Annotated in this window: 10 protein-coding genes; all 10 read left to right on the top strand. The window is 48.7% G+C overall.

Translation table 11 applies throughout. The features are described from left to right. The first annotated feature begins 14 nt into the window (after nucleotides 1–14). The 10 genes from ACUVQO_RS11075 to ppsA all read left to right on the top strand — a co-directional run bounded on the left by ACUVQO_RS11075 (nucleotide 15) and on the right by ppsA (nucleotide 13,503). Nucleotides 15–563, top strand: coding sequence for an oxidoreductase (locus ACUVQO_RS11075; RefSeq protein ID WP_445925936.1), 549 nt, complete (start codon nucleotides 15–17; stop codon nucleotides 561–563). Nucleotides 564–686: 123 nt separating this feature from the next. Next, nucleotides 687–1,298 (top strand): CP12 domain-containing protein, encoded by a 612-nt coding sequence (locus tag ACUVQO_RS11070; protein ID WP_445925935.1) that lies wholly within the window; start codon nucleotides 687–689, stop codon nucleotides 1,296–1,298. A gap of 40 nt (nucleotides 1,299–1,338) precedes the next feature. Further along, nucleotides 1,339–2,766 carry a Ni/Fe hydrogenase subunit alpha gene (locus ACUVQO_RS11065; protein WP_445925934.1) on the top strand — a complete coding sequence of 476 codons (1,428 nt, stop codon included), beginning with the start codon at nucleotides 1,339–1,341 and terminating at the stop codon, nucleotides 2,764–2,766. Nucleotides 2,767–3,132: 366 nt separating this feature from the next. Further along, complete coding sequence (gene adhE, locus ACUVQO_RS11060) at nucleotides 3,133–5,817, top strand: bifunctional acetaldehyde-CoA/alcohol dehydrogenase (RefSeq protein ID WP_445925933.1); 2,685 nt, start codon at nucleotides 3,133–3,135, stop codon at nucleotides 5,815–5,817. 165 nt (nucleotides 5,818–5,982) lie between these two features. Further along, a complete protein-coding gene (locus tag ACUVQO_RS11055; protein WP_445925932.1) occupies nucleotides 5,983–6,255 on the top strand; it encodes a (2Fe-2S) ferredoxin domain-containing protein in 273 nt (90 codons plus the stop codon). Further along, entirely contained in the window at nucleotides 6,248–6,766 is a 519-nt protein-coding gene (locus ACUVQO_RS11050) for a PAS domain-containing protein (RefSeq protein ID WP_445925931.1), read from the top strand. Before ACUVQO_RS11055 ends, ACUVQO_RS11050 begins: the two co-directional genes overlap by 8 nt. An 18-nt stretch (nucleotides 6,767–6,784) precedes the next feature. Further along, on the top strand, nucleotides 6,785–7,951 hold the full coding sequence (locus tag ACUVQO_RS11045) for a SpoIIE family protein phosphatase (protein ID WP_445925930.1): 1,167 nt from the start codon (nucleotides 6,785–6,787) through the stop codon (nucleotides 7,949–7,951). Next, on the top strand, nucleotides 7,945–8,415 hold the full coding sequence (locus ACUVQO_RS11040; RefSeq protein WP_445925929.1) for a hydrogenase maturation protease: 471 nt from the start codon (nucleotides 7,945–7,947) through the stop codon (nucleotides 8,413–8,415). The genes ACUVQO_RS11045 and ACUVQO_RS11040 overlap by 7 nt, the downstream gene beginning before the upstream one ends. Before the next feature lie 763 nt (nucleotides 8,416–9,178). Beyond that, nucleotides 9,179–10,891, top strand: coding sequence for a phosphoenolpyruvate carboxykinase (ATP) (gene pckA / locus ACUVQO_RS11035; RefSeq protein ID WP_445925928.1), 1,713 nt, complete (start codon nucleotides 9,179–9,181; stop codon nucleotides 10,889–10,891). A 104-nt stretch (nucleotides 10,892–10,995) separates the two neighbouring features. Beyond that, nucleotides 10,996–13,503, top strand: coding sequence for a phosphoenolpyruvate synthase (ppsA, locus tag ACUVQO_RS11030; protein ID WP_445925927.1), 2,508 nt, complete (start codon nucleotides 10,996–10,998; stop codon nucleotides 13,501–13,503). Nucleotides 13,504–13,554: the final 51 nt, after the last annotated feature.

Genomic DNA, 13,554 nt, shown 5'->3' with positions numbered 1-13,554 from the left:
CGAGGGCAAAACTAATGAGCAAAATCAAATTCGCCACCGTATGGTTAGCCGGATGTTCAGGTTGTCACATGTCGTTTCTGGATTTGGACGAGTGGTTGATTGACCTGGCGCAATCTGTGGATGTGGTGTTCAGTCCGGTGGGCAGTGACATTAAGGACTATCCAGAAGAAGTGGATGTGTGTCTGGTGGAAGGGGGAGTGGCCAATGAAGAAAACTTGGAATTGGCACTCAAACTGCGGCAGCACACCAAGGTTGTGATTTCGTTTGGTGATTGTGCGGTGACAGCCAATGTTCCGGCGATGCGAAATATGCAGGGAGGAGCCGATGGCGTATTGAAACGCGCTTATTTAGAACTGGCAGATACCGGAAAACAACTGCCCCACGAACCGGGAATTGTCCCAGAGTTACTCGATCGCGTCATTCCTTTACACGAAGTCATTCCTGTCGATATCTTTATGCCCGGTTGCCCCCCCCCTGCTGAGCGAATCAAGGCGACGATCGCTCCCCTTCTGAGAGGGGAACATCCAAATATGCAGGGGCGGGAGATGATCAAGTTTGGTTAGTGTCTTAAAATTTGGAGTTTTTTCTCGGAATCTCAGTCAACTCCAATTCTACAACTTAAAACTTGGAGTTTTGGCCGCCATTCACCAATCCAAAATCCAAAATAGTGTTCGGGGGAAGAAACTATGATGAAAGCTTCGGAAATTATGACCCAGGATGTGGTGACGATTCGCGGATCGGCAACAGTGGCGGAGGCGATCGAACTGATGAAGATCAGAGGGTATCATACCCTGGTGGTCGATCGCCGTCATGAGCAGGATGCCTATGGAATCGTGACAGAGAGCGATATTGTGGGTAAGGTAGCTGCCTTTGGTAAGGATCCGAAACGGATGTGGGTCTATGAAATCATGACGAAACCCTGTATTTCGATTAATCCTGATCTGGGTGTGGAATATGTGGCGCGGCTATTTACTAACACGGGCATTCACAGTGCGCCAGTGGTTCAGGGAAAACTTCTGGGCCTGGTGACAATGAGCGATATCTTGCATAAGAGCGATTTCGTTGAGCAACCGAAAGAAATCACCTTAAGCACAGAAATCCAAAAGGCGATCGAAAATGCCAGGGCTGTTTGTGCTGAAAAAGGTGCAGCCTCTAAAGAATGTGCCGTGGCCTGGGAAGTTGTGGAGGAGTTACAGGCGGAAGCGTCTCATCAACAGGCTAAAACTCACAAAAGTGCGTTTGATGAATACTGTGAGGAATTTCCCGAGGCTGCAGAGGCTCGGATGTATGACGTTTAGTTGGCAATTAGTTTGGGATGTTTAAACGGGGAGGGGCGTGATGTCAAAGACTGTTGTAATTGATCCAGTAACTCGCATTGAAGGACATGCTAAAATTTCCGTCTTCTTGAATGATGCGGGCGAAGTGGATAGCGCTCGCTTCCACGTGGTGGAATACCGGGGATTTGAAAGATTCTGCGAAGGCAGACCGTTTACGGAAATGGCTGGGATCACGGCCCGAATTTGTGGTATTTGTCCGGTCAGTCACCTGCTGGCTTCAGCAAAAACGGGTGACAAGATTCTGGCAGTGCAGATTCCCCCAGCAGCAGAAAAATTGCGGCGATTGATGAATTTGGGGCAACTGACTCAATCTCATGCGCTGTCCTTTTTCCACCTCAGTAGTCCTGATTTCTTTTTGGGTTGGGATAGTGATCCGGCCAAGCGTAATGTGTTTGGATTGATTGCGGAAAATCCCGATCTTGCCCGTGCCGGAATTCGTTTGCGACAGTTTGGTCAGACAATAATCGAAATCTTAGGCGCGAAAAAGATCCATGCGGCCTGGGCAGTTCCTGGTGGAGTCCGATCGCACCTTTCCGAAGAAGGACGGCAGTGGATCCGCGATCGCCTGCCCGAATCCTTTGACACGATCACCCTCGGTCTCAACCTGTTCAAAACTATGCTGGACACCCAGTTCAAGGATGAGCCTGCCATCTTTGGTGAATTTCCCTCCCTGTTTATGAGTTTGGTCGGCAAAGATGGCGAATGGGAGCACTATGGGGGCCACCTGCGGTTTACTGATAGCCAGGGCAATATCGTTGCGGATGGGTTGAGCGAAGACGATTACCATGACTTTATCGGTGAAGCAGTCGAACCCTGGTCGTACCTCAAGTTCCCTTACTACAAGCCACTGGGCTATCCAGAGGGGATGTATCGCGTTGGGCCTCTGGCACGACTGAACACCTGCAGTTATATTGGCACGGAAGCAGCCGATCGTGAACTTCAGGAACTGAGGCAACGGGCAGGCGGAGTCCCCACCTCTTCCTTCCTGTACCACTACGCCCGGTTGATTGAAATCCTTGCCTGTCTGGAGAAGATCCAGCAATACATGGATGACCCGGAACTGAGCAGCGATCGGATTCGTGCCCATGCAGGAGTCAACCAACTGGAAGCGGTAGGAGTGAGCGAAGCTCCCAGAGGCACCCTATTCCATCACTACAACGTAGATGAAAATGGCTTGATTCAAAAGGTGAATTTAATCATTGCTACCGGACAAAACAATCTGGCAATGAACAAGACTGTCACCCAAATTGCCCAACATTACATCCACAACAATGACATTTCCGAAGGATTTCTCAACCGGATTGAACACGGGATTCGCTGTTTTGATCCCTGTCTTTCCTGCTCCACCCATGCCGTTGGCCAAATGCCCCTGCATGTGGAATTGATTGCCCCCGACGGTGCAGTTGTCAAAAAGGTCTATCGAAGTTAGGAGATTGATTTTTAGCTATTAGTCGTTTGTCCCTGGTCATTGTAGGGGCGTAGCATTCGGCCACTGATTCCTGAAAAGCACGACAAAACTACTACCCAAATGCTACACCCTCACAGATCTAAGGTATACAGGGTCTTTAAAGCACCCTCTAAGTACGAAATTTCTGAGACGGTTTCTATTGCCTTGACTCACCTTTAAGCATGAAACAGCTTTTTCTTGTACCTCTAGCCTGCTCTGAGGTTGGGAAATAAGCCTTTCGCCTTCTGCTCTCGTTCGGCTGAGCGCTCACGTCAAAGTCTGCCTTCTTTCAATCCGAAGGCTCACTTCACGGGTTACAGATACCCTCAACTCAAGGAAGAGACTATCATGATAAACAAAGTTACAAATATCGGAGAACTGGATGCCCTGATCCAGAGAGTTCACATTGCTCAGGAAAAATACGCCACGTTTACTCAGGAACAAGTCGATCGCATTTTCAAGAAAGCAGCACTGGCGGCTAACGCGGCTCGCATTCCGCTAGCAAAACTGGCAGTTGCAGAAACAGGAATGGGAATTGCAGAAGATAAGGTGATCAAAAATCACTTTGCATCGGAGATTATTTACAACAAGTACAAACACGAAAAAACCTGTGGTGTGATTGAAGCCGATAAATCTTTTGGTATTCAACGCATCGCTGAACCCGTAGGCATTCTGGCGGGAATTGTGCCGACTACAAACCCGACTTCGACCACTATCTTTAAGGCCTTGATTGCCTTAAAGACACGCAATGGCATTATCTTTTCTCCCCATCCCCGTGCCAAGGAATGTACCGTTGCTGCCGCCAAAGTGATCTTAGAAGCTGCGATCGCAGCGGGAGCACCGGAAGACATTATTGGCTGGATTGATGAGCCGACGGTCGCTCTGTCCCAGGCATTGATGCAAAACAACAACATCAAGCTGATCCTGGCAACGGGTGGTCCTGGCATGGTGAAAGCAGCCTATTCCTCTGGTCGGCCGTCGCTGGGTGTAGGGGCTGGGAATACCCCTGCCATTATTGACTCCAGCGCCCACATCAAAATGGCGGTTTCCTCCATCATCATCAGTAAAACCTTTGACAATGGCATGATCTGTGCCAGTGAACAGTCAGTAATTGTGCTGGATGATGTGTATGCGCAGGTCAGAGAAGAGTTTAGCAATCGCGGAGCCTATTTTCTGGCTCCAGAAGAGCGCGATCGGTTGAGCCAGGTATTGATAGTGGACGGACATTTAAATGCTGATGTGGTAGGTCAACCCGTAGAGCGAATTGCCGCCATGATTGACCTTACCCTGCCACCGCAAACCCGCATGCTAATTGCCGAAGTGTCCGAGATTGGGATGCAAGAACCTTTCTCCTACGAAAAACTTTGTCCGGTGCTGGCAATGTACCGTGCCAGTGATTTTGCCGATGCGGTCGATAAAGCCAGCCGCCTGGTGCTGTTTGGGGGACGGGGACACACGGCGGCGCTCTACACGGATCCCGCCGATCGTGTGCATATTCATCAGTTTGAAGATCGGGTACAGACGGCGCGGGTACTGATTAACACACCTTCCTCTCAGGGAGCGATCGGGGATCTGTATAACTTTCGCCTGGATCCATCCCTGACGTTGGGTTGTGGCACCTGGGGCGGCAACTCGGTGTCTGAAAACGTGGAACCGCGCCACTTGCTCAACATCAAAACGGTGGCTGAGCGACGGGAAAATATGCTCTGGTTTCGGGTGCCGCCCAAAATTTACTTCAAATATGGCGCACTGCCAGTCGCTCTACGGGAGTTAGCCGACAAAAAACGGGCTTTCATTGTCACCGATAAACCAATTTACGAATTGGGTATGACACGGGCGATCGAAGAAGTGCTGGACGAAATCGGTGTGAAGTACGATATCTTTTATGGTGTGGAACCCGATCCTTCGCTGGATACAGTGAATCGTGGTTTGGAACTAATTCGTACCTTCAACCCGGATGTCATCATTGCCTTTGGGGGTGGTTCTCCAATGGATGCGGCCAAAATTATCTGGTTGATGTATGAGCATCCTGAAATTGAATTTGAAGGTTTGGCAATGCGGTTTATGGACATTCGCAAGCGGGTTTATGAATTGCCACCTTTGGGCCAAAAGGCGACGATGGTTGCTATTCCCACCACATCCGGCACGGGTTCAGAAGTGACTCCCTTTGCTGTGGTCACCGATCGCCGCCACAACATCAAATATCCCCTGGCGGACTATGCCCTCACCCCCAACATGGCGATCATTGACCCGGAACTGGTGTTGACCATGCCCAAGTCCCTGACGGCTTACGGGGGTGTGGATGCGCTGGTACACGCGATCGAAGCTTACGTCTCTGTCCTCGCCTCGGAATACACCAACGGTCTGGCACTGGAAGCGATCCGGTTACTGTTCAAATATTTGCCCAGTGCGTACCACAACGGCAGACAGGATTTGAAGGCGCGGGAGAAAGTTCACTATGCTGCGACAATGGCAGGAATGGCTTTTGCCAATGCCTTTCTGGGTATTTGTCACTCCATAGCGCACCAACTGGGGGCTACCTTTCACATCCCACATGGACTCGCCAATGCCTTGATGATTTCCCATGTGATTCGCTATAACGCCACTGATGCGCCCTTTAAGCAAGCCATCTTCCCCCAATACAAGTATCCCAATGCCAAGTGGCGCTATGCCCGGATTGCCGATTACCTGAGCCTGGGGGGAGCCACGGAAGCCGAGAAGGTCGATCTGCTGATTGCCGCTATCGAAGCTCTTAAACGCGACCTGGATATTCCAGGCAGTATTCGGGAATACATGAACGACGACACACTGTTTTATGCCCAAGTTGATCACATGGCGGATCAAGCATTCGACGACCAGTGTACAGGGGCAAATCCGCGCTACCCTCTGATCAGCGACCTGCGACAACTCCTGGTAGAAGCCTATCATGGGAAGCCCCTACCCCCTGTCAACGAGTTATCCAGTCAGGGAACAGATAGCCCGATCGCAGAGTCGCTACAGAAAGCCCTCGATGATTTAGCGGTATCTGTCTAGCGATCGCCCAATCGCTTGTAGGGGTTATCTAGGGGCGGGTTTAGCCAATGTTATCGCAGTTGAGCATAAGATTTGCAGCAAAACCCGCCCTCACGCAGAAATTTGCACAGCCCTTTTGACTATCATAAAAACAGTTTTCCCTTCTGCCTTTTTTAATCAACCATCATGGCAAAAGAAAATTTATTCCTTTGTATGGGATCAGCCTGTCACCAATTAGGCGTGTACGAAGTGCTGCCTAAACTACAGGCGTTGATTCACACTCATAAATTAGAAGACATCCTGGAACTCAAAGGTTCGTTCTGTTTGGAAACCTGTAGGCATGGCATCGTCATGAAGTTCAAAGGTCAGCATTTCTTGAATATTAATTCTCAAAACATCGAAGAAAAGTTTATGCAGGAAATTCTTCCAGTCATCAAGGCAGAACTTAACCATGTTTGACAATAGCAAAACTCATAACAACCTCTGGAAACGACTGTGGGAATATGATCCCAGTGGTTTACTCGTTGTTGATCCCGACCTGTATATTCGGGTTGTCAATCCTGCCTTTTGTCGAATGTTCAATGTCACGCTAGAGGATGTGTTGGGTCAGCCAGCTCAAACTTTGCTGGATGATGTGAGTGATTTCACAAAGGTCTGGCAAAATGATATTGTGATTCAGGGAAAACAGAAAGAATACTCCCGGTATGGGTTGTATGTGAGTGAAGTCATTTTTTCTATTGAAGAGGAAGGGATTATTGCCTGCATCATGGTGGATATAAACCATGAGTTGGAACGTAAGCGGGAATTGGAAAAACTCAAGCATGAAACTGTGAAGCAAGTGAATGAAGTGGTGGACAATCAGATGAAGGTGGTTCAGGAAATTGCTGGACTATTGGGAGAAACAACAGCTGAAACAAAGGTCAGTTTACTCAAAATTATTGGCATGTTAGAACGAGAACCGTTTATTTAGCGATCGCACAGACCACCTATGCCAGTTGATAGCTTTCTCGACATCCACACCTCCAGCCTGAATAAAAAAGGCGAGGAATTGTGTGGCGATAAAGTGAAGTATTTGAGAACAGAAAATAAGACTATTATTGTCTTGTCAGATGGGCTGGGAAGTGGGGTAAAAGCAAACATCCTGGCAACTCTGACCACCGAAATTCTATTAAAAATGTTAACGGCTGATATTCCTCTCGTAGAGGTGTTAAAGACCGTCATTGCAACTTTACCCATCTGCCAGGTACGGAAAATCGCCTATTCTACCTTTACCATTATCGAAATCAATAGTGAAACCAACCACTTCAAAGTGATTAATTTTGATAATCCCAGTTGCTTCTATTTTCGTCAGGGTAAAGCCGTGAATCTAGAAAGTCGTACAGAAGAAATTCTCAATCGCAAGATCCACATTGCCAAAGGACAGTTATCACGGGGAGATTTTTTAGCGGCAGCCAGCGATGGGATTCTCTATGCGGGGATGGGGATTACGCTCAACTTTGGCTGGGGTTGGGAGAATATTTCTCAATTTATTGAAGGAGTGTTAGCACAAAAGTCGAAAACGGCCAGGGGAATTGTTCAAGATGTAATTCAGACAACCCGATCGCTGTATCAGGGGGAAGTCGGTGATGATGCGACTTTTGTGGGCGTTTATGTGAGAAGCAGAAATCCGCTGATGATCTTTACTGGTCCACCGTTGAATGAAGACACAGACGAGGTTTATATCGAACGTCTGCTCAATTTCCAGGGACGCAAAGTGATCTGTGGCGGAACAACGGGGAACATTGTCGCTAATTACCTGGGTGAAACGATCGAGATGGATCTGTCCACAATTCGCAAGGAGCTACCCCCCATTGGCATGCTCAGTGCCATTGATCTAGTGACGGAAGGAATCTTAACCATTTCTAAAGCAACGGAATACATTAAAAATTGCGGGTGTGATCTGAGCCGTCTCAAGTTTGATAATAATGGAGCCTACTTACTGGCACGGGAGATCCTGCAGGCAGATTCAATTCACTTTCTGGTCGGTCAAAGTATCAATGAGTTTTACCAGAACCCCTTACTGCCCAAAAATATCTCGATTCGCCGCAACTTAATCGAAGATCTGGTAAAATTTCTCCGTGACAAACAGAAAGAAGTGACGATTGAATATTGTTAAGCAAATCTAAAATAAACTATCTGGTCATTGGCTATGGCAACTCCTTAAGAGGGGATGATGGGGCAGGGCAACGAGTTGCCGAGCAGGTTGAGAACTGGCATCTAGACAATGTACGATCGCTTGCCTTGCACCAACTGACTCCAGAGCTTGCTGCTGACATTGCCGAGGCCGGAACTGTAATTTTTGTTGATGTCTTTTCACCCCCTCTTTCACCCCCTGAAGAACCGATCACCCAGATTCAATTGGTGCCGATTCAAGCACAAGACACTCCAACCAACTGGGCACATTTTCAAGATCCGCGATCGCTCCTAGCACTCACTCAGCGGGTCTATGGTACTGTTCCTCCTAGCTGGTGGATCTTAATTCCTGCAGTAGATTTTGAATTTGGTGAGCAATTTTCCGCTGTTACCCAACAGGGAATTACAGATGCATTAATACAGATCAAAAATTTGCTTAACAATTGATTAAGAGAATGTTTTAAAGGCCAGTCTCTTTGTCATCCTGGCGACTGAAGTTGCGGCTATCCGGAGAGAACCTGCCGACGCAAGTTACTGAAAACCTAGATTATCTTGAGTCTGCCTCGGCAGATTTGGTGAGTGTAGTTGCGGTTTTAACCGCCAGATACTTTCACGTAGTTATTAGCAACAACTTTATGAATTCATGATAAACAACTAACTTGTTGTTTTTAAACCACGTTATGTCATCAATTGCCAACAAAAACTCTTTGGTTTGTTTCCGGCAGCGAATTCGGCCTGCCCTTAGCCAGTTGATTAGCCCCTTGCTCATAAACAGAGTATTGTTCACGCCTTTTGAACAATGCCAGATACTACCTAATGACCAATGACCAAAGAAAAAATAGTGTTTCATATTATAAATTCAGTTCCCTATACTACTAAATTGAAGTATTATTGAATTATTGAAGAGGGAAACAAAGAAAGTCGCAGTTATAAAAGACGTAGTAAAGCCAGAAAACAACTGAATCATTTGTGGAGTTGGAAATTTCTTCTAAGTAAATAGATTGTGATTAAGGTGTTCAAGTTACTGTCCGGGAATATAAAGCAAAACTTAAGAGTGAGTTTGGGTTAGTACTGGTTTTCAGAGTTTCGTTGATTTTTACAAAGTGCCCCTATTGAATGCAGTTATTAGCTGCAACCCAATTCTTGTTGCTTGCAAAGGTACTATCCCTGTCACTCGATCCACCCTCGATAGTCGATAGGAGATTAAAAGATGGCCACCCTCAGTAATCTACAGGGCAATTGTTATCAGGATCTCATTAATGCCAAGTACGGTGCATCCCGGTTAGGTTCTGGGTTAAGTTATCCTACTCAGGGATTGAGTAACCTAGGTATGCGGTATGACGACCAATTCTATGGCTTAGAAGAATTAGGAATGAAAAATTTGGGGCAGATTTATCGCAATCTGCCTGTTCCTGTGTTAGTGGAACATGCCTTGATGAGGAGAGAGGGCCGACTGGCAACTAATGGGGCGCTGTGTGTAGAAACGGGTAAGTACACGGGGCGATCGCCCAAGGATAAATTTATTGTTGAGGAATCCAGCAGTTGGTCCAATATTGATTGGAATAAGTTTAATGTTCCCATTTCTGAGGCGAAGTTCCAGCAGTTATACCAACGAGTGCTATCTTATATTCAAGGGCGTGATCTGTATATTTTCGATGGCTATGTGGGAGCGGATCCACGCTATCAATTTGGAGTCCGTGTGATTAATGAATTTGCATGGCAGAATTTGTTTGTGCATCAGTTATTTTTGCGCCCCACTGCAGCCGAATTGGAAGGTCACAAAGCTGATTTTACTGTGATTTCCGTTCCTGGATTACAGGCGGATCCAGAAGTGGATGGGATTCACAGTGAGGCTTTTATTGTGTTACACATTGGCAAACGCTTGGTGCTGGTGGGAGGCACCCACTATGCTGGAGAAATGAAAAAGTCTGTGTTCTCGTTGATGAATTACCTGATGCCGCAACAGGATATACTGCCGATGCACGGAGCCGCCAATATTGATCATCATGGACATACGGCGCTGTTCTTTGGGTTGTCAGGAACAGGGAAAACCACCCTCTCGGCGGATCCCGATCGCAGCCTGATTGGCGATGATGAACATGGTTGGTCAACCGAAGGCATCTTCAACTTTGAGGGCGGTTGTTACGCCAAAACTATTCACCTGTCTCAGGAACATGAGCCGCAAATCTGGTCTGCCATCCGGTTTGGCTCGATCCTGGAAAATGTAGCGATCGCGCCTGATAGTCGTGTCCTGGATTATGATGATGGCCACCTGACGGAAAATGCCCGTGCCGCCTATCCCCTGACCTACATTCCCAACTGTTCCATTTCTGGCGTAGGGGGGCATCCTAAAACGGTGATTTTCCTGACAGCGGATGCCTTTGGCGTACTGCCCCCCATCTCCCGATTGACTCGTGAGCAGGCTATGTACCACTTCCTGTCCGGCTACACCAGCAAGTTAGCTGGAACGGAACGGGACATTACTGCGCCGCAAGTCACCTTCTCTGCCTGCTTTGGTCAGTGCTTCTTCCCACTGCCAGCCACAGTCTATGCAGAGATGCTGGGCGATCGCCTGGAACAACATCCCGAAACCCAGGTTTATCTGGTCAATACGGGCTGGTCAGGGGGTGCTTACGGGATTGGCAAACGGATGTCCATCAAGCATACGCGAGCAATGGTATCAGCGGCGCTGAATGGGGATCTGGCCAATGTGAAGTATACGCCCCATCCTGTTTTTCAGATTCTGGTACCAGAACGGGTTCCGGGGGTACCGACTGAAATTCTGAATCCCCGCAATGCCTGGGAAGATGCAGAAGCCTATGACCAGCAGGCTCAGGAACTGGCGAGACAATTTGTGGAAAATTTCAAACAATTTGGCTCGGTACGCCCAGAAATTCTGGAAGCTGGCCCGATCGTGCGGTGATCTTGTAGAGACGTGTGGGCCACATGTCTCTACCACCGGGAAATCTGGGGTTTTAGAGACGCAAGGACGGAACGAAATTTAGAAGTTTTTTTGAGGAGTCTATTATGGTAGCCACCATTGAGAATCGTGATGCTATGCAATCTTCCAGAGAAAATGCGCTGGTGTTGTGGTTTGAAGAAGTCGGAATTGCCGACATTCCACTTGTAGGCGGAAAAAATGCCTCTCTGGGAGAGATGATTCAGCAGTTAAATTCCAAGGGCGTGAATGTACCCACGGGATTTGCGACCACGGCTTATGCCTTTCGCTATTTCATTGAACGGGCCGGATTAGAAGAAAAACTGCAGCAATTGTTCTCTGACCTGGATGTGGAGGACATGATTAACTTACGGGAACGGGGCAGACAGGCTCGATCGCTGGTTCTGCACACCCCCTTCCCAGTGGAACTGGAAGAAGCGATTACGAAAGCCTACCTGAAACTGTGTGAGCGCTATAACGGATCGTCCGATTTCTGCGATCGCCTCGCTCCCGATCAACAGGAAGAATGCAAGCGCTATAGCGGCAATACAGACGTGGCGGTACGCTCCAGTGCCACCGCAGAGGACTTACCAGATGCCAGTTTTGCCGGACAACAGGAAACCTACCTGAATGTCTACGGAGTGAAGGGAGTGCTGGAAGCCTGCCACAAGTGCTTTGCTTCTCTGTTCACCGATCGTGCGATTTCCTACCGCACCATCAAGGGCTTCAGTCACTTTGATGTGGCTCTTTCCGTGGGTGTGCAAAAGATGGTGCGCTCCGACCTGGCGACCTCTGGTGTCATGTTTTCTATTGATACCGAAACAGGCTTCAAGAATGCCGCTCTGGTCACGGCGGCTTACGGGCTGGGTGAAAACGTGGTGCAGGGAGCTGTCAACCCGGATGAATACTTTGTCTTTAAGCCGACCCTGAAGCAGGGCTATAAGCCAATCCTGGAAAAACGGTTGGGCAGTAAGGAAGTGAAGATGGTCTATGACGTGGGCGGCAGTAAGCTGACCAAGAATATTCCGGTTCCCGAACCTGATCGCAAAAAATATGCCCTCAGCGATGACGAAATTCTTACCCTGGCGAAATGGGCCTGCATCATCGAAGACCATTACTCTGAAGTCCGGGGAATGTACACACCGATGGATATTGAGTGGGCGAAGGATGGCTTAACTGGTGAATTATTCATCGTCCAGGCTCGTCCTGAAACGGTGCAATCGCAGAGATCTGGAAATGTGCTGAGAAACTATAAATTGCAAGGCACAGGCGATGTTATTGCCAGAGGTCGTGCGGTTGGTGAAATGATTGGTCAGGGTAAAGCGCGAGTGATTCTGGATGTTCACAAAATTGATGAATTCCAGGCTGGTGAAGTGCTGGTGACCAACAAGACCGATCCAGATTGGGAACCGATTATGAAAAAGGCCAGCGCGATCGTTACCAACCAGGGCGGACGTACCTGCCACGCGGCGATCATTGCCCGGGAGATGGGCATTCCGGCGATCGTTGGATGTGGTAATGCCACAGGCGTAATTCACACCGGACAGGACATCACCGTTTCCTGCTCGGAAGGGGAAGAAGGTCGGGTTTACAACGGCCTAGTGCCCTTTGAAGTAGTGGAAACGGAACTCAGCAACCTGCCCCGCACCAAGACCCAGATCTTGATGAATGTGGGCAATCCGGAAGAAGCCTTTGGGCTGGCCTCCGTTCCCTGCGATGGCGTTGGTCTGGCGCGGCTGGAGTTCATCATCGCTAACCACATCAAAGCCCATCCGCTTGCGTTGATGCATTTCGACCAACTGCAAGACGAATCGGTGAAGCGAGAAATTGCCAGTCTGACCGCGCTCTATACCCATAAGCCCGACTTCTTTGTGGATAAAGTCGCTCAAGGCATTGGCCTGATTGCTGCTGCTTTCTATCCCAAACCCGTTGTGGTTCGTATGTCCGACTTCAAGAGCAACGAATATGCCAACCTGCTGGGCGGCAGACAGTTCGAACCCCACGAAGAAAACCCGATGATCGGCTGGCGCGGTGCCTCTCGCTACTATGACGAGAAATATCGTGATGCTTACGGGCTGGAATGCAAGGCGCTGAAACGAGTCCGAGATGAAATGGGTCTTACCAACGTGATTCCCATGATTCCCTTCTGCCGCACCCCTGATGAAGGCCGCAAGGTGCTGGCGGAAATGGAAAAACACGGACTGAAGCGGGGTGAAAACGGTCTGCAAGTCTACGTCATGTGCGAAATTCCCAACAACGTGATTCTGGCAGAACAATTCAGTGAGGTCTTTGATGGCTTCTCGATCGGCTCCAACGATTTGACTCAGCTCACCCTAGGCCTCGATCGCGATTCGGCTCTGGTGGCTCACATCTTTGACGAACGCAACGAAGGCGTGAAGGAAATGGTGCGTCAGGTGATTGCCCGCGCCAAAGCCAAAGGCCGCAAGGTGGGCATCTGCGGTCAGGCTCCCAGCGATTACCCCGAATTTGCCCGCTTCCTGGTCGAACAAGGCATCGACTCCATCAGCCTCAACCCCGACTCTGTGCTGAAGACGCTGCTAGATATTGCCAAAACTGAGGAGGCGATCGGACGTTAACCTCATCCGCTAATTCCAGCACAATAAGTTAAAAGGTTTCATGGTCATGCT

The organism is Leptodesmis sp., from assembly GCF_052746595.1.
The sequence above is the reverse complement of the archived record's forward strand: the minus strand, read 5'-3'. Positions and strand labels throughout refer to the sequence as shown.

Excerpts from the sequence above, each read along its gene's own strand:
- ACUVQO_RS11075 (WP_445925936.1), top strand. The coding sequence starts at position 15 with ATGAGCAAAATCAAATTCGCCACCGTATGGTTAGCCGGATGTTCAGGT.
- ACUVQO_RS11070 (WP_445925935.1), top strand. The coding sequence starts at position 687 with ATGATGAAAGCTTCGGAAATTATGACCCAGGATGTGGTGACGATTCGC.
- ACUVQO_RS11065 (WP_445925934.1), top strand. The coding sequence starts at position 1,339 with ATGTCAAAGACTGTTGTAATTGATCCAGTAACTCGCATTGAAGGACAT.
- adhE (WP_445925933.1), top strand. The coding sequence starts at position 3,133 with ATGATAAACAAAGTTACAAATATCGGAGAACTGGATGCCCTGATCCAG.
- ACUVQO_RS11055 (WP_445925932.1), top strand. The coding sequence starts at position 5,983 with ATGGCAAAAGAAAATTTATTCCTTTGTATGGGATCAGCCTGTCACCAA.
- ACUVQO_RS11050 (WP_445925931.1), top strand. The coding sequence starts at position 6,248 with ATGTTTGACAATAGCAAAACTCATAACAACCTCTGGAAACGACTGTGG.
- ACUVQO_RS11045 (WP_445925930.1), top strand. The coding sequence starts at position 6,785 with ATGCCAGTTGATAGCTTTCTCGACATCCACACCTCCAGCCTGAATAAA.
- pckA (WP_445925928.1), top strand. The coding sequence starts at position 9,179 with ATGGCCACCCTCAGTAATCTACAGGGCAATTGTTATCAGGATCTCATT.
- ppsA (WP_445925927.1), top strand. The coding sequence starts at position 10,996 with ATGGTAGCCACCATTGAGAATCGTGATGCTATGCAATCTTCCAGAGAA.